Annotated in this window: 15 protein-coding genes; 10 read left to right on the plus strand and 5 right to left on the minus strand. The window is 59.1% G+C overall.

Annotated features, from left to right (window positions below; all coding sequences use genetic code 11):
* Positions 1 to 91: 91 nt before the first annotated feature.
* On the plus strand, positions 92 to 1,786 hold the full coding sequence (locus ATU_RS12560; protein ID WP_010972416.1) for an adenylate/guanylate cyclase domain-containing protein: 1,695 nt from the start codon (positions 92 to 94) through the stop codon (positions 1,784 to 1,786).
* 37 nt (positions 1,787 to 1,823) lie between these two features.
* Here the strand turns inward: ATU_RS12560 and ATU_RS12565 are convergent, their stop codons facing one another.
* A complete protein-coding gene (locus ATU_RS12565; protein WP_006310724.1) occupies positions 1,824 to 2,306 on the minus strand; it encodes a class I SAM-dependent methyltransferase in 483 nt (160 codons plus the stop codon).
* A 4-nt stretch (positions 2,307 to 2,310) separates the two neighbouring features.
* On the minus strand, positions 2,311 to 3,651 hold the full coding sequence (locus ATU_RS12570) for a nucleotide sugar dehydrogenase (RefSeq protein WP_035257956.1): 1,341 nt from the start codon (positions 3,649 to 3,651) through the stop codon (positions 2,311 to 2,313).
* A gap of 127 nt (positions 3,652 to 3,778) precedes the next feature.
* Here ATU_RS12570 and ATU_RS12575 point away from each other — a divergent pair, with 127 nt between their 5' ends.
* Both ATU_RS12575 and ATU_RS12580 read left to right on the plus strand, forming a co-directional pair.
* Positions 3,779 to 4,876 carry a glycosyltransferase family 4 protein gene (locus ATU_RS12575; RefSeq protein WP_006310726.1) on the plus strand — a complete coding sequence of 366 codons (1,098 nt, stop codon included), beginning with the start codon at positions 3,779 to 3,781 and terminating at the stop codon, positions 4,874 to 4,876.
* On the plus strand, positions 4,873 to 5,616 hold the full coding sequence (locus tag ATU_RS12580; RefSeq protein ID WP_006310727.1) for a polysaccharide deacetylase family protein: 744 nt from the start codon (positions 4,873 to 4,875) through the stop codon (positions 5,614 to 5,616). The genes ATU_RS12575 and ATU_RS12580 overlap by 4 nt, the downstream gene beginning before the upstream one ends.
* On the opposite strand, the gene ATU_RS12585 is transcribed toward ATU_RS12580, so the two are convergent.
* Positions 5,608 to 6,570, minus strand: a complete 963-nt coding sequence (locus ATU_RS12585) for a glycosyltransferase family 32 protein (protein ID WP_035257959.1) — start codon at positions 6,568 to 6,570, stop codon at positions 5,608 to 5,610. The genes ATU_RS12580 and ATU_RS12585 overlap by 9 nt on opposite strands.
* A 209-nt stretch (positions 6,571 to 6,779) precedes the next feature.
* On the opposite strand from ATU_RS12585, the gene ATU_RS12590 reads away from it, so the two are divergent.
* The 7 genes from ATU_RS12590 to ATU_RS12620 all read left to right on the plus strand — a co-directional run bounded on the left by ATU_RS12590 (position 6,780) and on the right by ATU_RS12620 (position 16,462).
* Positions 6,780 to 8,672: an ABC transporter ATP-binding protein gene (locus ATU_RS12590; RefSeq protein WP_010972419.1), complete on the plus strand. Its 1,893-nt coding sequence runs from the start codon at positions 6,780 to 6,782 to the stop codon at positions 8,670 to 8,672.
* The gene (locus tag ATU_RS12595; protein WP_010972420.1) at positions 8,669 to 10,570 is read left to right on the plus strand and encodes an ABC transporter substrate-binding protein; all 1,902 of its coding nucleotides are present in this window, start codon (positions 8,669 to 8,671) and stop codon (positions 10,568 to 10,570) included. The genes ATU_RS12590 and ATU_RS12595 overlap by 4 nt, the downstream gene beginning before the upstream one ends.
* Position 10,571: 1 nt before the next feature.
* Positions 10,572 to 11,570 carry an ABC transporter permease gene (locus ATU_RS12600; protein WP_010972421.1) on the plus strand — a complete coding sequence of 333 codons (999 nt, stop codon included), beginning with the start codon at positions 10,572 to 10,574 and terminating at the stop codon, positions 11,568 to 11,570.
* Positions 11,567 to 12,742 (plus strand): ABC transporter permease, encoded by a 1,176-nt coding sequence (locus ATU_RS12605; RefSeq protein ID WP_006310732.1) that lies wholly within the window; start codon positions 11,567 to 11,569, stop codon positions 12,740 to 12,742. Before ATU_RS12600 ends, ATU_RS12605 begins: the two co-directional genes overlap by 4 nt.
* A gap of 72 nt (positions 12,743 to 12,814) precedes the next feature.
* Positions 12,815 to 14,023: a glycosyltransferase family protein gene (locus tag ATU_RS12610; RefSeq protein ID WP_006310733.1), complete on the plus strand. Its 1,209-nt coding sequence runs from the start codon at positions 12,815 to 12,817 to the stop codon at positions 14,021 to 14,023.
* 43 nt (positions 14,024 to 14,066) lie between these two features.
* The gene (locus ATU_RS12615) at positions 14,067 to 15,314 is read left to right on the plus strand and encodes a glycosyltransferase family 4 protein (RefSeq protein ID WP_035257964.1); all 1,248 of its coding nucleotides are present in this window, start codon (positions 14,067 to 14,069) and stop codon (positions 15,312 to 15,314) included.
* Positions 15,311 to 16,462 carry a glycosyltransferase family protein gene (locus ATU_RS12620; RefSeq protein ID WP_010972423.1) on the plus strand — a complete coding sequence of 384 codons (1,152 nt, stop codon included), beginning with the start codon at positions 15,311 to 15,313 and terminating at the stop codon, positions 16,460 to 16,462. The genes ATU_RS12615 and ATU_RS12620 overlap by 4 nt, the downstream gene beginning before the upstream one ends.
* On the opposite strand, the gene ATU_RS12625 is transcribed toward ATU_RS12620, so the two are convergent.
* Positions 16,428 to 17,168: a copper homeostasis protein CutC gene (locus ATU_RS12625; RefSeq protein WP_010972424.1), complete on the minus strand. Its 741-nt coding sequence runs from the start codon at positions 17,166 to 17,168 to the stop codon at positions 16,428 to 16,430. The two genes, ATU_RS12620 and ATU_RS12625, sit on opposite strands and share 35 nt — an antisense overlap.
* A gap of 26 nt (positions 17,169 to 17,194) precedes the next feature.
* On the minus strand, positions 17,195 to 18,400 hold the full coding sequence (locus ATU_RS12630; protein WP_010972425.1) for an MFS transporter: 1,206 nt from the start codon (positions 18,398 to 18,400) through the stop codon (positions 17,195 to 17,197).
* Positions 18,401 to 18,438 lie beyond the last annotated feature (38 nt).

Raw genomic sequence — 18,438 nt, forward strand, 5'->3', positions numbered from 1 at the left:
TTCCGCGTGGAAATTCGGCGAGACGACCTAAGATTAAGCCACCCGTATTGCATGATGATTCTATTCCGAACGGCCATTTGATGGGATTTGCATGATCCGTTTCTTTTCGGAAACCAATTTAAGACGCGCCCGGATCGCATCCGGTCTCATCCTATTTGCTTTCGTTTTTTCCCACCTCTCCAATCATTCCCTTGCACTCATCTCCATCGACACGGCTGAACGGGCGCGGAAATGGTTCAGCTTGATTTGGCTTAATCCTGTCAGCAGCCTGCTTTTTTACGGGTCGGTCGTGGTGCATGTCTGCCTTGTACTGCGCTCGCTTTATCTGCGCAGGACATTGCGCATGCCGCTGCGCGAGGCGCTTCAGGTCATATTCGGACTGTCGATCCCGTTTCTGATCATCGGCCATGCGGTCAATATCCGCGCCTCACATATGCTTTATGGCATCGACGTCGGTTATTATTCCGTCATCCGGAGGCTGTGGATAAACAATCCGGTCAGCGGAGCGTGGCAGAGCCTCGCGTTGATTGTCATCTGGACCCATGGATGCATCGGCCTCTATTTCTGGCTGCGTTATCGCGACTGGTATCCAAAAATCGCCGGGCTGTTCATGACGGTGGCTGTGATGCTGCCGCTTCTGGCCTTGCTGGGCTTCAGCGATGCGGGCCGCTGGCTGGAAGAGGTAGATCGGAAATATGCACTTCCTCCGGGGCTTACGGATAACACTATCCAGAGAGACGAACTGCCGCTGCAAAGGGAGATGGAAACGCGGATCCGGTTCATCACAGGTGCGACCGAGGCAATTTTCGCCGGCGCGGTGATGCTGGTCTTCGTTTTGCGTGGTGTGCGAAGCTTCCGGCAAAGGCTGACCGCGATTGAAATCCACTATGAACAGGGCGTGCAGGCGCGTATTCCGGCCGGCTTCAGTATTCTGGAAGCCAGCAGGCTCGCGGGCATCCCGCATTACTCGGTCTGTGGCGGCAAGGGGCGCTGCTCGACCTGTCGCGTCAAGGTTCTGAACAGCAAGGGCCCGCTTCCGCCACCCGGAGATATCGAGCAGACCACGCTCCGGCGTATCCACGCCGATTCGGACGTGCGGCTCGGTTGTCAGTTGCGCCCCACCAGCGATCTCGACATCGCGCTTCTCGTTTCACCGCCCCAGCAAAGCGATCTGCCCGCGGATGCGCAGTCGGCCCGCCCCGGTCGGGAAGAGGAAATCGCCATTCTCTTCTGCGATCTGCGCAATTTCACCACGCTGTCGGAAGCGAAGCTGCCCTATGATGTGGTCTTCCTTTTGAACCGCTACTTCACCATCGTCGGCCAGGCCGTCGAACAGGCCGATGGTCATCTCGACAAATTCATCGGCGATGGCGCCATGGCCCTTTTTGGACTTGGCGAGGATACGGACCGGGCCTGCCGCAACGCCATGAAGGCAGCCGCAACCATATTGCGGGATATCGCCATCCTGAACGAAGGGTTGGAGAAACAATTCGCCGTCCGCCTGGAAGTGGTGGTTGGCATTCACTCCGGCCCGAGCATCGTCGGCGTGATGGGATATGGCGCGGCAAAAACCCTGACAGCCATAGGCGATACCGTGAATGTGGCAAGCCGGCTCGAATCCAAGGCCAAGGAATTCGGCGCCGCCATCGTCGTTTCCGAACCGGCCATCATCCAGGCAGGACAGGATATTGCCGATCTCAGAAGCGAAAACATCGCCATTCGCGGACGAAACTCGCAGATGAAAGTGTATCTGCTCTCAAGAGAAGAGAGCGAGCGTTATCTATGAGACAGTCACGGCGCTTTTGTCGTCGGGCGGTCCACCGTCAAATCTTGCGATAGAGAAAATAGCGATCCGTCGGCACGCTTTCCGGCACCGGCAGCGGTTTCAGCATGGCATGGTCGAGCGGCAGACCGCTGATGGCGATACCGCCTTTTGCCAGCATGCCCGCGGCAAGATCGGGCAACCATGTGAGCGTAACCGCGTCCTTTTCCGGATAACCCGTGCCGATATCGGCATGCACCATCGCCGCGTCCGTGCCGATGAAGGCCGGAGCGGTTTGCGAGATTTCACCGATCACGAGATCCTCTACCGCCGGAACGGAAGAGGCATGAGCACCCATGGCCCTGTCAAAAGCGATGATACGGCGGTTGGGAAACAGTTCCCGCAGGTGATTGAAAGTGCGCCCGTTTCCAAGCCCGATTTCCATGAGCGCGCCCTGATCGGGCAGATCGAGATCGGCCTCGACATGGTTGAGGATATCGCGCTGTGCGCTCAAACGGCGAATGAAACTGTCCAGTCTGCTCATAATATCAGGCCTTGATGATGTGTTTTGCGGCGATATCCCGGCGCGCGAAGACATTTCGTGTATCGATGATCAGCGGCGCCCAGTCGCTAAGCGCGGCATAGTCGACATTGTCGTGATCCGTCGCGACAAGAACGGCATCGAAGCTGCCGATGGTCTCCCTGTCCCAGGATATGGATTTCATGCCCATAAGGTGGCTATATTCCCGGGTTTTCGGGATTTCCGCCACATAGGGATCGAAATAGGCCGCATCGCCACCGCGCTCCTGAATAAGCTCCAAGAGCTTCAGCGACGGACTTTCGCGAATGTCGGGCACGTTTTTCTTGTAAGCGAGACCGACGACCAGCACTTTCGAGCGGCTGAGCGCCTTCCCCGAATGGATATCCAGCGCTTCAGCAACCCGCCCGACGACATGGCGCGGCATGCCGGTATTGATTTCGCCGGCAAGCTCGATGAACCGCGTCGGCAATTCATATTCGCGCGATTTCCAGGTGAGGTAGAAAGGGTCGATCGGTATGCAATGACCGCCGAGACCGGGACCGGGATAAAACGGCATGAAACCGAACGGCTTGGTTTTTGCCGCGTCGATCACTTCCCATATGTCGATGCCCATCGCCTCGTAGACGACCTTGAGTTCGTTGACGAGCGCGATATTGACGGCACGGAAGACGTTTTCGGTGATTTTCACCGCCTCGGCCGTGGCATTGGTCGAAACCGGAACGATCTTCTTCACCACTGAGCCGTAGAAGGCGGCCATCAGCTTTCCGGCAGCCTCGCCGTCACCGGCGACAACCTTCGGAATGGTCGAGGTCTCGAAATCGCGATTGCCCGGATCTTCCCGCTCGGGCGAAAAGCCGATGAAGAAATCGACGCCAGAGACGAGGCCGGTGCTCTCCAGAATGGTCTTCACCACCCCGTCGGTCGTGCCAGGATAGGTGGTCGATTCCAGCACCACGAGCTGCCCCTTGCGCAGATGTGCGGCAATATCCCGGCAGGTCTTTTCGACATAAGAAAGGTCCGGCTCGCGATATTTCGTCAGCGGCGTCGGCACGCAAATGGCGATCACATCGCATTCGGCCAGCCTCAAAAAATCGCTGGTGGCAACGAAACCGTCATCCTGCCGCACACTTGCCAGCACCTCATCGGAAACCGCCTCGATATAGCTGCGGCCCGCTTCGATCGCGGTAATTTTACCGGGGTCGATGTCGAAACCGACGACCTTGAAACCGGCCTTAGCGACCGTCATGGCAAGCGGCAGGCCGACATAGCCGAGGCCGATCACCCCCGCTTTGGCGCTTTTGTTTTCGATGCTGGAAAGCAGGGTCCGGGAAATGTCTGGGGAAGTCAAAGCGTGTCACGCTCCGCGCATGTGCAAAAGATGCCTTTCAGTTGGGCAAGAATGACCGACCTGTCAAGGCTCGGCCCTTTCAAATTCCGGTTGACGCCCAAGCCGCAGGCGACGCACAACCATCCGCATGAAGATCGCCTTTTATTCGCCGCTCAAGTCACCCTACCATCCCGTTCCCTCCGGCGACCGGCTGATGGCCCGACTTTTGATGAAAGCGATGACGATGGCTGGCCATGAGGTTTTCGTCGCCTCGGAACTGCGCAGCTTTCTGAAACAGCCGGACGATCCGGCGCGGCCAGCGCTGATCGATGAGGCGGGACGCGAAATCGAAGCGATAGCGGAGCGCTGGCGGCAGGAGGGCGCACCGGACCTCTGGTTTTGTTATCACCCCTATTACAAGGCTCCGGATTTGCTCGGCCCGGAACTCGTGCACCGTTTCGGCATCGCATATGTGACTGCAGAGGCATCCTATTCGCCGAAACGCAACGGCATGGGCTGGCAGGCGATTCAGGACGGGTTGCTCGCCGCATTGAACGGGGCCGCGGTCAATATCTGCTTCACCGCGCGGGACCGTGAAGGGCTTGTGCGCGCTTCCCCCACCCTGCAATGGGCGATATTGCCACCATTCATCGACGCCGGGGCATTTCTCAGCAACATACCCCGGCCGGAGCCCGCAAGGCTGATCACCGTCGCCATGATGCGGGCGGGCGACAAGCTCTCGAGCTATCGTACCCTGTCCGAAGCGCTGGCTTTACTGCCTGAGACTCTCGACTGGACGCTGGATATCATCGGCGACGGCCCGGAACGCGCGGCCGTGGAGACGATGTTCAGCGCGTTTCCCGATCATCGCCTTGGCTGGCACGGGGAAAAAAGCCCGACAGAAATCGCGACACTTCTTTCAAAAGCTTCCCTTTATGTCTGGCCGGGTCATGGCGAGGCCTATGGTCTCGCCTATCTCGAAGCGCAGGCCGCCGGTCTGCCTGTCGTGGCCGAAAAAGTCGCCGGCGTTCCCGAGGTGGTAAAATCCGGCACGACAGGATTACTGACACCGGAAAATGATACAGCCGCTTACGCCGAGGCAATCAGGACCCTGCTCGGCGATGACAGACAGCGTGAGGAGCTGGCAAAAGCGGCCCGCCAGTTCGTCATCAATGAACGATCTCTGGAAAACGCCGCAACGACGCTGAACCAAATTCTTTTGCAGGCAAAGGCACGAAGATCATGAGTCTGAAAAAACTCACCGCGGCACTGGATGAATGCAGTCGGCGCGGCATAAAGGCCGATCTCTGGCTGCGGGACGACGATGCGGTGGAACCGACGCTCGCTCTCGACATACTGCTTGATCTTTGCGGTAGCTTTTCCGTCCCTGTTACGCTCGCGGTCATTCCCGAGATGACGACGGATAAGCTTGCGACACATCTGGATGCCTCGGATATTGCTGACGTCGCCGTCCATGGCTGGTCACATGTGAATTACGCCGGGGACAAGGAAAAGAAACAGGAACTCGGGCCGCATCGCGACCCGGCCATCGTGCTTGATGAATTGCAATCCGGACTGGATAAGCTCCACGACCTGCATGGCAGGCGTCTTGTGCCGATGCTGGTGCCGCCGTGGAATCGTGTCGATGCCGGTATCGTGACGAGTTTGGCGGATATCGGATATCGCGCTTTATCCGTCTTCGGCCCCGAGAAAAACACCGTGCCGCCGTGCCTGAACACCCATGTCGATGTCATCGACTGGCACGGCAGCCGCGGCGGCCGTGACAATGATATCCTGTTTTCCGAGACCGCAGCCCGCATACTGCGCACCGCCGAAGAGGGCGGCACGACCGGTATCCTCACCCATCATCTTGTGCATGACGATACTGTCTGGCGCTTCCTGCGGCAGCTTTTCGAGGTGACGACAGGGCATCCCGCCGCCCGCTGGCGTTCCTCGAACGATCTCGTCAACGAGATATCACCATGACTTCCAGGCGATCAGCATCCCGCTGTCCTGCGTGGCAAGTTCCCGCCTGATCGCCTCCACCTCCTCCAGCGGTGCGCGGTCGGCAAGGGTCACGGCGACAAACGACGCCGGCGCAAGGCTGATACTGCCCGCCCGGGCGATGACGGTGAAGATCAGCGGACCGGTCGACCACCAGGCCGGCGCACGCGGCATTTCCTCGATGATCCCTGGAAAGGAATCGAGCATCTTGCGAAAGACCGGATGTCCGGCTGGGGCAGCAATGAAGGAATTGGCAAGCAGCATGCTCCCCTGCCCCGTATCGCGCGGCGTTTTTTCGTCAAACGCCGTCAGCCCTGCCAGAGGCACGAAAGCATCGAAACTCCTATCGTCGCGCGCCGGATACCAGTCGCAGTCGAGATAGATACCGCCAAAACGCTCCAGCAGGATGTAACGCGCCACGTCCACCGCGCCGGGATAATCGCCCTCACTGAGCATCCTGTTAAAGATGGCATTCGAAAACACACCCTCCCGCTCAAGATCTGCCTCCCGCCAGAGTCGATAGTCGTAACCATGCCGCGCGGCATGGGCGGCCCAGGCTTTGACCGATATCGGCGGCGCTTTTTCCCCGATCCATATCTGGTGAATGAGCCGCGGCACATCCTCCCGGCTTTTGCGATTAATCATGCGCCGGTCTTCGGCGGAAAACTGCGTATATTTTGCCAGCATATCCGGCGGCGGAACCAGCGTATATTGATAACCGATCCTGGCAACCAGATCGCCTTCGGCCTTGGCGAGGCGCAGCCGCGCGGCATGCAGTCGGCGCGGCAGGCCCAGCACAGTTCGCTCGCCCATCAGATGCGCGTCCTTTGCTGCAACCAACGATAAGAGAAGCGCGTCTGCTTCCGCATATTGCCCTTCATTTTGCAACTGCCGGGCCTTATCGAACTGAGCGTCGTAATATTTCTTGTCGGACATGGATCCTCATTCAAAAGCGCCCGTTAACATAGCACCAAACATGCACGGTCGGGCAAGCCGCCACATTTCGGAAGCCGGCTTTGAATTTGCTAAACAATTCAATGTTTCAGAGGCATAGACAGACAACAAACCCTGCGATAACGTGAGTTTAAGCCCTCCTGAACAATTGTCACAAGGCAAGATAAAGAGACGGCAAGGAACCTTTTGGCATGAGCGCTGGCGCAGATTTGCTCCGTATTGAAAATCTGCGGGTCTCTTTTTCTCTCATGGGCGGCACCATTGATGCCGTCAGGGATACCAGCCTGCGCATTCTCCCGGGAAAAGTGACGGCTCTTGTCGGCGAATCCGGCTCGGGAAAGTCCGTCATCGGCCAGACCATCATGGGCATCCATCCCAAAACGGCGCGGGTGAACGGCCGCGTGCTGTTTACCGACCCTGAAAACGCCGCCGCCGGCCCCATCGATCTGCTGCAATTGCCGAAGGACGGCCGGGAAATCCGCTCGATCCGTGGCAATCGCATCGGTCTGATTTTTCAGGAGCCCATGACCTCCTTTTCGCCGCTGCACACCATCGGCAACCAGATCGATGAAGCGCTCAGAATCCACAGCATCCTGTCGCCGGCAGAGCGCGCGGAAAAAATGTATGAAACACTCGATCTCGTAGGGTTTTCCAAACCCAAGAAGGTCGTGAACATGTATCCCTTCGAACTGTCGGGCGGCATGCGCCAGCGTGCCATGATCGCCATGGCACTCATCTGTCGGCCTGCACTTTTGATTGCGGATGAGCCGACAACCGCGCTGGATGTGACGATACAGGCACAAATCCTCAAGCTGCTGCGCGATCTCCAGAGCAGGCTGAATATGAGCATGCTGCTCATCACCCACGATCTCGGTGTTGTCGCTAACATCGCCGACGAAGTGGCCGTGATCTATCAGGGCGAGATCATGGAAGCCGGCACGGTCGATGACATTTTCAAGGCGCCGGGCCATCCATATCTCAAGGGCCTGATGGCCGCCGTACCGCATTTCGACATGAAGCCCGGCGAAAGGCTGAAGGCGCTGCGCGAAATCAAGGTGGACCACGAAAGCCTCGTCGGCAAAAAGACCGCCGCGGTCAACAAAACCCCCGGCCCGCTTCTGACCGTCGACAACATCAGCAAGACCTTCACGACCCGCAAATCCAGCTGGTTCCGCAAAAGCGACGCCAATGCCACGAAGGCGGTCAACAGCGTCAGTTTTGAAATCTGTCGCGGCGAATGCCTCGGGCTGGTCGGCGAAAGCGGCAGCGGCAAGACCACCGTCAGTAAAATCCTCATGCGCGCCGTCCGGCCGGATGAGGGTTCGATAACCTTTCACCGGCCGGAAGGCGATATCGACGTCCTCAATGCGAAGGACGGTGATCTCAAAGAGCTGCGGTCGAAGATACAGATGGTCTTCCAGGACCCGATTTCATCGCTGTCTCCCCGCATGACCGTCGGCAATATCCTGAGCGAGCCGCTCGAAATCCACGGGCGGGGCGATGCGAAATACCGCGCGGAAAAAGTCCGTGGTCTCGTCAGGGCGATCGGCCTCGGCGAAAGCGCGCTGAACCGCTATCCCCATAGTTTCTCTGGCGGCCAGAGGCAGCGTATCGGCATTGCCCGCGCCCTGGCGCTCGGTCCCGAATTGCTGATCTGCGATGAACCCGTCTCCGCTCTCGATGTCTCGGTGCAGGCGCAGATCCTCAATCTGCTGAAGGATTTGCAGCAGGATCTCGGGCTCACCTATCTCTTCATCTCGCATAATCTCGCGGTGGTGGACTATATGGCAGACCGCGTGGCCGTGATGTGCGAGGGCCGTATCGTGGAACTGGCACCGCGGGAAATCCTGATGCGCTCCCCGATTCACCCCTATACGAAATCTCTGCTGGCCGCCGTGCCTTTCCCCGATCTCGATCGTCCGCTCGATTTCCGCACCATCGGCAAGATCAGCGCGACAGGCAAATTCGACTGGGGTAAGCAGTTCCGGGACGAGGGTGATTGCGAGATGATATCAGCCGATCTCGGCGAAGGCCATTTCGTCCTTGCCAACGGCAATGCCGATATCAGGGAGCTTCGCCCTTGATCACGCGCCGCACCACGCTCGCCTTGCTGGCCTCCGTCTTCCTGCCGGCCTATGCGCGCGCCGCCTATGTCGACCCGGCCTATTTCAAGGACAAACGCGAAAAGGGCGAATTGCCCGACGTGGCCGAGCGCCTGCCGAAAAACCCGCGCGTCATCGACATGAAAGCGCTTGGCCGCGAACCGGGAAAACATGGCGGCTCGGTGCGCATGCTCATTGGCGGACAGCGTGACATCCGGCTCATGCCGATCAGCAACTATGCCCGCCTTGTCGGTTATGACGAAAAATTCGAACTGCATCCGGACATCCTCGAAAGCTACGAGGTTCAGGAAGAGCGCATCTTCACCTTCAAGCTGCGCGAGGGCCACAAATGGTCCGATGGCAGCGACTTCACTTCCGAGGATTTCCGGTATTTCTGGGAGGATGTCGCCCTCAACAAGGAAATTCACAAGGGCGGTCCACCGATCGAACTTCTGGTCAACAATAATCCACCGCTGATCGAAGTCGTCGACCGGCTGACGGTGCGTTACACTTGGGAAGGCCCGAACCCGGATTTCCTGGCAAAGCTCGCGGCGGCCTCGCCTGCGCGGCTGTTCCTTCCCGCCGCTTACATGAAGCAGTTCCACGTCAAATATCAGACCGCGGAAAATCTCGCCAAGCTTATCAAGAAGAACAAGGCGGATGACTGGAGCGGGCTGCATATCAAGATGTCACGGCAGGTCCGGCCGGAGAACCCCGCTTTGCCGACTCTCGACGCATGGCGAAACACGACCTCGCCGCCGGCCGAGCAATTCGTGTTCGAGCGCAACCCCTATTATCACCGCGTCGACGAAAACGGCCTGCAACTGCCTTATCTCGACCGTTTCCTGCTGAACGTCACCTCCTCCGATATCATCTCGGCCAAAACGGCATCGGGCGATAGCGACCTGCAATATTTCGGCCTCGATTTCGCCGATTACACTTTCCTGAAGGATGCGGAAAAGCGTTTCCCCCTGAAGGTCAATCTCTACAAACGCTCTCAAGGCTCGCGCATCGCGCTGCTGCCCAATCTCAATTGCGCCGATCCGGTCTGGCGCACCGCTTTCCAGGACGTGCGCGTGCGCCGCGCCCTGTCGCTCGCGATCAACCGGCATGAAATCAACATGGTCTGCTTTTACGGATTGGCCAAGGAAAGCGCCGACACCGTGCTCCCGGAAAGTCCGCTTTACCGGCAGGAATTTGCGGACGCCTGGAGCGCTTTCGATCGTGCGGCGGCCAACAGGCTGCTCGATGAAGCGGGTTTCGACAAGCGCGACAATGCCGGCCTTCGGCTCCTGCCGGATGGTCGACCCGCCTATATCATCGTCGAAACGACAGGCGAAAGCACACTCGAAACCGATGTCATGGAACTGGTGACGGATCACTGGCGACATATCGGCATTGCGGTTTCGGTGCGCCCCACCCAGCGCGACGTCTTCCGCAAGCGCGCGATGGGCGGCGAGGTGCTGATGTCGGTATGGATGGGCATGGACAATGGCGTGCCCACACCTGACATGCTGCCTTCCGGTCTCGCGCCCACTGGCGACGATCAGCTGCAATGGCCGGTCTGGGGCATTCATTATCTGTCCGGCGGCCGCGAGGGCAAGGAGCCCGACCTGCCGGAGGCGGCGCATCTTCTCAATCTCCTCAAAAAATGGCGCAGAAGCGTCACCGAGGAAGAACGGGAGGCGATCTGGCTGGAAATGCTCGGTATTTATACCCAGCAGGTGTTTTCGATCGGCATCGTCAACGGCGCGCTGCAACCCGTCGTCCATGTCAAACGCATGCGAAATGTGCCGGACAAGGCGCTTTTCGGTTATGAGCCCACATCCTATCTCGGCGTCTATATGCCGGATGCCTTCTGGTATGACGGAGACGCCTGATATGCTGCGGTATATAATCAAGCGCATCCTCGTCATGATCCCCACGCTGATCCTGATCTCGATGCTGGTCTTCACCATCATCGAACTGCCGCCGGGCGATTATTTCGAAAGCTACGTCGCCGAGCTGCGCGCGATGGGCGAGACGGCAAACCTTGCCGAAATCGAGGAATTGCGCACCCGTTACGGTTTCGATCAGCCGGCACCGATCCGCTATTTCCGCTGGGCGACCGGCATGCTGGTCGGCGATTTCGGTTATTCCTTCGAATATCAGCTGCCGGTCAGCGATGTGGTGGGAGACCGCCTCTGGCTGACGGTTCTGGTCTCCTTCGTCACCATCATCGTCACCTGGATTCTTGCCTTTCCAATCGGCATCTATTCCGCCACGCATAAATACAGCTGGGGCGATTACGGGCTCACCTTCCTCGGCCTGCTCGGCATCGCCATTCCCAACTTCATGCTGGCACTGATCCTGATGTATTTCGCCAATATCTGGTTCGGCATCTCCATCGGCCATCTGATGGACCGGGAATATCTGAACCAGGCGATGAGCTGGGCGAAGTTCAAATCGATCCTCGAACATATCTGGATCCCCGTCCTCATCATCGGAACGGCAGGCACTGCCGGCATGATCCGCCGCCTGCGCGCCAATCTGCTGGACGAGTTGCAGAAACAATATGTGGTGACAGCCCGCGCCAAGGGGCTGCACCCCTTTAAGGTGCTGATCAAATATCCGCTGCGCATGGCGCTGAATTTCTTCATTTCGGATATCGGCTCGATCCTGCCCGCCATCATCTCAGGCGCTGAAATCACCGCCGTCGTTCTGTCGCTCGAAACCACTGGCCCCATGCTCATCCGGGCTTTGCAAAGCCAGGATATGTATCTTGCCGGCTCGTTCCTGATGTTCCTGGCTTTCCTGACGGTGATCGGCGTTCTGGTGTCGGATATCGCCCTTGCCATACTCGACCCGCGCATCCGCTTCGGAGGTGGTAACGTCAAATGACTTCATCCATTCCGAAATCAGGCGAAGCGCTGCCCCATTACGTCTCGACGGCACCCTTCGACCCGTCGCTCATCGAACCCAACACCTCTGGAATGGCGGCCTTCAGCAAGGCATCACAGCTGAAGCTGATGTGGTGGCAATTCCGCCAGCACAAGATCGCTGTGTGGTCCGGCGCGTTTCTGGCGCTGATCTATCTTTCGATCCTGATCAGCGAGTTCCTCGCCCCTTACAATCTTCATACCCGCAATATCGAGCATATCTACGCGCCGCCGCAGGCTATCCACCTCTTCGACGACGGAAAATTTGTCGGTCCCTTCGTTTATGGCCGGGAAATGACGCTCGACATGGACAATCTGAGGCGCGTCTACCGGGATGTGCCGACGGATATCCAGCCGCTGCGCTTCTTTTGCAAGGGCGATACCTATCGCTTCTGGGGCATGTTTGAGGGCAGAACCCACTTTGTATGCCCGGCCGAAGGCGGTGAAATGTTCCTGCTCGGCACTGACAGGCTGGGGCGCGATGTGCTGTCGCGGATTATCTACGGCGCGCGCATCTCGCTGACCATCGGTCTTCTCGGTGTTGCCATGAGCTTCGTTCTCGGCATTGTGATCGGCGGTCTGGCGGGCTATCGCGGCGGCACCTTTGACCTGATTGTCCAGCGCATCATCGAGGTGCTGCAATCCATCCCCAGCATTCCTCTCTGGCTGGCGCTGGCGGCCATCATGCCGGTGACCTGGAGTCCGATCCTCGTCTATCTCGGCATCACCATCATTCTCGGCATGCTGGACTGGACGGGCCTTGCGCGCGCCGTGCGCTCGAAGCTTCTGGCGCTTCGCGAGGAAGACTATGTTTTATCTGCGCAATTGATGGGTGCCGGCACACCGCGCATCATCGGCAGACACCTTATCCCCGGCTTCATGTCGCATCTCATCGCTTCGGCCACCCTGACGATACCCGGCATGATTCTCGGCGAGACCGCCCTGAGCTTCCTCGGCCTGGGTCTCAGGCCACCGATCACAAGTTGGGGAATTCTGCTCACGGAGGCGCGCAGCGTCAGCGTCATTGCGCTATATCCGTGGCTTCTCATCCCGACGATCCCGGTCGTTCTCGTCATTCTGGCCTTTAATTTCTTCGGCGACGGACTACGTGATGCTGCGGACCCCTTCAGATAAAATGGAATACACCTTGATCTATTGCCCTTCAGCCATCGCCTTTTTTGTGGAAGGCAAAAAGAGGTGTGGCCCATGAGCCCTCGTTTGAACGACGCGCGCATTCTCATGTACAGCCATGATTCCTTCGGGCTCGGCCATCTGCGACGGTGTCGCACCATCGCGCATGCGCTGGTGGAGGATTATCGTGGCCTCAACGTCCTCATCATATCGGGCGCGACCATTGCCGGTGCATTCGATTATCGCGCCCGCGTCGATTTCGTGAAAATCCCGAGCGTCATCAAGCTGCGCAACGGCGAATACACCTCGATGGACAGGCATATCGATCTCCAGGAAACGCTGAAGATGCGCCGATCCATCATTTATCACACCGCCGAGAGCTTCCAGCCTGACATCTTCATCGTCGACAAGGAGCCCATGGGCCTGCGCGGCGAGGTGGAGGAAACGCTTGCCTATCTCAAGGGACAGGGCACCAAGCTCGTCATTGGCCTGCGCGACGTCATGGATGCCCCGCAACTGCTCGAGGCCGAGTGGAAGCGCAACAACGTCATGACCAAGATCGGCCAGTTCTATGACCATGTCTGGGTCTACGGCCCGCCGGATTTCCACGACCCGCTGACAGGGCTCGACGTTCCGCAGACCGTGCGCGACAAGATGGATTTCGTCGGTTTCCTGCAACGATCCAAAACCCAGGCCGAAACCGTGGCACACCGGCCGGAAGGCGATTATCTTCTCATCACCACCGGCGGCGGCGGCGATGGCAGTGAACTGATAGATGACGTCATCAACGCCTATCACCATGACCCGGAACTGACGCATAAAGCGCTTGTCGTGCTCGGCCCCTATATGCCCGCGGATCAGCGCCAGCGCTTCATGAGCAGCGTTGCCGATATCCCGCATATCGAGATCATCGAATTCGACAACCGCATGGAAGACCTCGTCGCCGGGGCCCAGGCCGTTGTCTCGATGGGCGGCTACAACACCGTCTGCGAAATATTGTCCTTCGACAAACCCGCTCTCGTCGTGCCCCGCACGGTGCCGCGGGAAGAGCAGCTCATCCGCGCCACCCGCGCATCGGAGCTTGGCCTTTTCGACATGCTTTTGCCGGAAGACGCAGAGAACCCCGCAAAAATGGCAGAGGCTCTCAAAGCCCTGCCCAACCGCGCGCCTCCTTCCGTCAACTCCCAGAATCTGAAGCTCGACGGTCTGGAAAACATATCGCGTCGGATTGCGGAATGGCTGCCGCACGAGAGCGAGAAGGCACCGATTACGCTCACCGCGTGATCGGCTTCCCAACCAACACTGCTTCAAAAGAGACACGCGCAACGTGACCGATACAAAAAAAATCGTGGTTCTCCTCAAGGGCTATCCGCGCCTGTCCGAGACTTTCATCGCCCAGGAGCTTCTGGGGCTCGAAAAGGCCGGGCTGGAACTCGAACTCATGTCCATGCGCCGTCCGACGGACAAGAAGCGCCACCCCGTTCACGATGAAATCCGCGCGCCCGTCACATATCTGCCGGAATATCTGCATGAGGAGCCCCTGCGGGTTCTGAAGGCGCTATGGGCCTGCCGTAAAAAGCCGGGCTTTACCAAGGCACTTCGCCGGTTTTTCAGCGACCTGCCGCATGATCTCAGCCGCAACCGCTTTCGCCGTTTCGGGCAGGCCGCGGTACTGGCTCATGAATGGCCTGTGGATGCCGAATGGCTGCATGTTCACTTCATCCACACGCCCGCCTCCGTCGCCGCCTATACCCATCTCATAACAGGCACGCCCTGGACGATTTCCGCCCATGCCAAGGACATCTGGACCTCAAGCGACCGTGACCTCGCAGCCAAGCTGCAAAGCGCCCGCTGGGCCGTGACCTGCACTGCCGGCGGTTTCCAGCACCTGCAGAAGCTCTCCGGCGCAAAGCAGAATGTGCATCTCAGCTATCACGGGCTCGATCTCACCCGTTTTCCACATTTCGATGGACCTCGCCCCGAAAGGGATGGGTCAACCGCTGATGATCCGGTCAGGATTTTAAGCGTCGGTCGTGCGGTCAAGAAAAAAGGCATCGATATTCTGTTGCGGGCGCTCGCCTCGCTTCCCCAGACAATCCATTGGCGCTTCACCCATATCGGCGGTGGCGATGAACTCTCCGCGCTGAAAAAACTGGCCGGTGAACTCGGCATTGCCGACAGGATCGTCTGGACCGGCGCCATGGACCAGAAGCAGGTGCTGGAAAATTACCGCGAGGCGGACCTCTTCGCGCTTGCCTGCCGCATTACCAGCGATGGCGACCGCGACGGCCTTCCCAATGTGCTGGTGGAGGCCGCGAGCCAGGCGCTGACCTGCATTTCCACCAATATATCGGGCATCCCGGAATTCTTCGTGAATGGCGAAAACGGCCTGCTGACGGAACCGGAAAATCCGGTAGCCTTCGCAGAAGCGCTGCGCACCGCCATCACCGATCCGCAATTGCGTCAGCGTCTGGGCGCTGCCGCCGAAAACCGTGTACGAACGGCGTTCGACCATCGCACTAGCATTGCCGAGTTAAAGGCTCTGTTCGAGACCGAGTGGGAAAAGACACCATGACCGAGATGGAAAAGCGTCCTTCCGTTTTCTTTTACGTGCAGCATCTCCTCGGCATCGGCCACATCGCCCGCGCCAGCCGCGTTGCCAATGCGCTGCAGGCGGATGGTTTCGATGTCGTTCTGGTCACCGGCGGCACCCCGGTTCCGGGTTTTCCGGGTGAGGGCATCCGCCATGTCGAACTACCACCGATCGCCGTCAGCGATAGCAGCTTTTCCGGTCTGGTCGACAGTTCCGGCAAGCCTGTGGACGAGGCCTTCAAGAACCTCAGGACCGACATGCTGATCGGCGCCTATCACGGCGCAAAGCCCGATATCGTCATCATCGAGGCTTTCCCTTTCGGCCGCAGGCAGGTGCGCTTCGAATTGCTGCCACTGCTGGACGAGATCGAGGACAGCGAACCACGCCCGCTCGTCATGACATCGCTGCGCGATATTCTGCAGGAAAAGACCAAGCCGGGCCGGGACGAAGAGACCGTATCCCTGGTGAAGAAACATTTCGACGCGGTGCTCGTGCACGGCGATCCCGATTTCGCCCGGTTGGAAGATACTTTTCCCCTCGCCGGCGAGATCAGCCAGCGCATTGTCTATACCGGGCTCGTCGCCCCGCTGCCACCGCCGGAGCCGGCGGAAAAATTCGATATTGTCGTTTCCGCAGGCGGCGGTGCCGTCGGTGCAGCCCTCATCCGGGCAGCCCTTGAAGCGGCCCCGCTGCTCGCTGGCATCAAAAGCTGGTGCCTTGTCACCGGTCCCAACATGCCGCAGGCGGATTTCGATGCGATCTCCGCCGAAGCGCCGGACAATGTCTCCGTCTTCCGCTTCCGCAAGGATTTCGCCAGCCTGCTTGCCGGTGCACGGCTTTCGGTCTCACAGGCGGGTTACAATACGGTGTGCGATATTCTCCAGGCGAAATGCCGCTCGCTCCTGATCCCATTCGCGGCCGGTGGCGAAACGGAGCAAAGCGCCCGCGCGGAACGACTGGCGCGACTAGGGCTCGCACAGGTGCTTGAGGAAAAACACATCTCCGCGCAATCCATGGCCGATGCCATCAAGGCGGCATTGGCGCTGCCGGAACCGGACAAGATCCACCTCGATCTCGATGGGGCGGCCGGCACTGCTAGAGCGTTGCACCGCCTTTATGATGAGCGCTGAGGATCGTCTTTAGTTCGCGCACGGCGGCCTCATCCGTCGCCTTGCGCCCAGCGCCGGTGAAACCGAGCTTAGCCACCCTGCTTTCCGGATCATAAAGCGGAACTGCGGAACAGGAGGCATGGATTTCCGTAATCGGAAAGCTATCCAGCAAAGCCTGAACGCTTTGCGGACGCACACCCGCTCCGGGCATGATGACGATCCGGCCTTTGGCAAGCTCCGATAGGCGCGCCAGCGTCTTTACGCCCTCTAGCGCCGAACGCGCGCCGCCGGAGGTCAGGATGCGTGGAAAGCCAAGCGAAATGGCAGCCTCCAGGGCCTCTTCCATATCCGGCGCGACATCAAACGCCCGGTGCAGCGTCGCATCCATTCCGTCGGCGTGACGGCGCAAGTCTTCAAGCAAAGCCATATCAAGCGAGCCATCGCCACGCGATGCGCCGAGTACAACGCCGGAAAGCCCCGCCGCGCGCGCCGCATCGATATCGCGTTTCATCACATCGGCCTCGTCGTGCGTGAACACGAAATCCCCGGCGCGCGGCCTGATCATGACACTCACCGGCAATCCATAGGTCGCAGCCCGCTGCATGAACCCCGCCGATGGCGTCACGCCGCCGCCGGACAGCGCCGCACAAAGCTCGATCCGGTCGGCCCCGCCCCTGACAGCCGCTTCCAGACCGGCCACATCGTCCACGCAAATTTCGAGAATCATTGGTACCTCTTTCATCAGGGTGGCCGTTACCTGCGGCGGCCGGTCCCATCAAGCGTGTAGAGCATGTAAACACCGCCCAGACCGACGATCGCACCCAGTATCGACGTTCCCGAATAGCTGGAGACCAAGGTTCCGACGGCAAAAATCAGCGCCCCGAGACCAGCGCCGAGGAAGATATTGACCGCGATCAGCGAGCTTCCGAGCCCCGGGCGATCGGCGATCAATTCCTGCAGGTAGGTGATGGGAATGCTGATGATGGCGGCGGCACCGAGCGCGCTGATGACGGTCTGTGCGTAGATGTGCCACGGCGCGGAAGCGAGCCCCTGCAGGATGAGATAGATGGCGTAAAGCACCGCACCCGCCGCCAGCGTCAGCGTCTGCGGCACCTTCTTTTCGATCCAGCCCCAGAGGAGAATGAAGACAATTTCCAGCGCGGCGACGATACCCGCGACGATACCGATATCCGCAACCGTACCCTTTGCCTGTCCGGTGATGATGAGCGAGCGGATGGAATCATTCAGATGCAGCATGGAGCAGATCAGGGCGATGGCGATGATCCGCAAAAGCACCCGCCGCGATCCGATTTCCGCAAGCGAAGCCATGAGGCCGAAGCGCGCTTCGTTATTGACGACCGCCGGCGTGGCCGCGCGTGGCAGACAGAAAGCAACCAGCAGGAAACAGATGAGCGCGCAGACACCCGAAAACAGGAACGCCAGAAGCATATTGCCGGAATTCACCAGAAAAATGCCAACAATGCCGGGCACCAGTACCCAGGACAGCGAGATGGTGGCCCTCATGATCGAATTCACGGCGATCATGTCGCCCGTCGAAAGATTGCGGGCATCGGCGCGCACATGCGCGAAGATCAGCGAGTTCATCGCCCCGAAAATCGGCAGCAGAATAAGCTTGGCACTGACGAAAGCCGTGGCGTTGCCGACCAGATAAACCAGCATATAACCGCTGACGCCGAAGAGCGCGATGAGCAGCATGGGCTTGCGGTATTCGCCCAGCCTGTCGGCGACGATGCCCATCAGCACGCTGGCGCTGACATTGATGACGGCGGCAAACAGCATCAGCAACGAATAGACGCTGTTGCTCAGCCCGATTTCACGAATACCGATGACCGCCTGATAGGGCGCGGTCGCCGCATTCGAAAAGCCGAAAAACAGGATGGCGAGCGCCCCGATGCGGATCGACGGATTGTTGATGACGATGGAAAGAGCCGACGGCATGGATATTCGCCTGAGATGATCCGGCCCCGCCGGATCGC

This window comes from Agrobacterium fabrum str. C58 (assembly GCF_000092025.1).
GTDB classification, from domain to species: Bacteria; Pseudomonadota; Alphaproteobacteria; order Rhizobiales; family Rhizobiaceae; genus Agrobacterium; species Agrobacterium fabrum.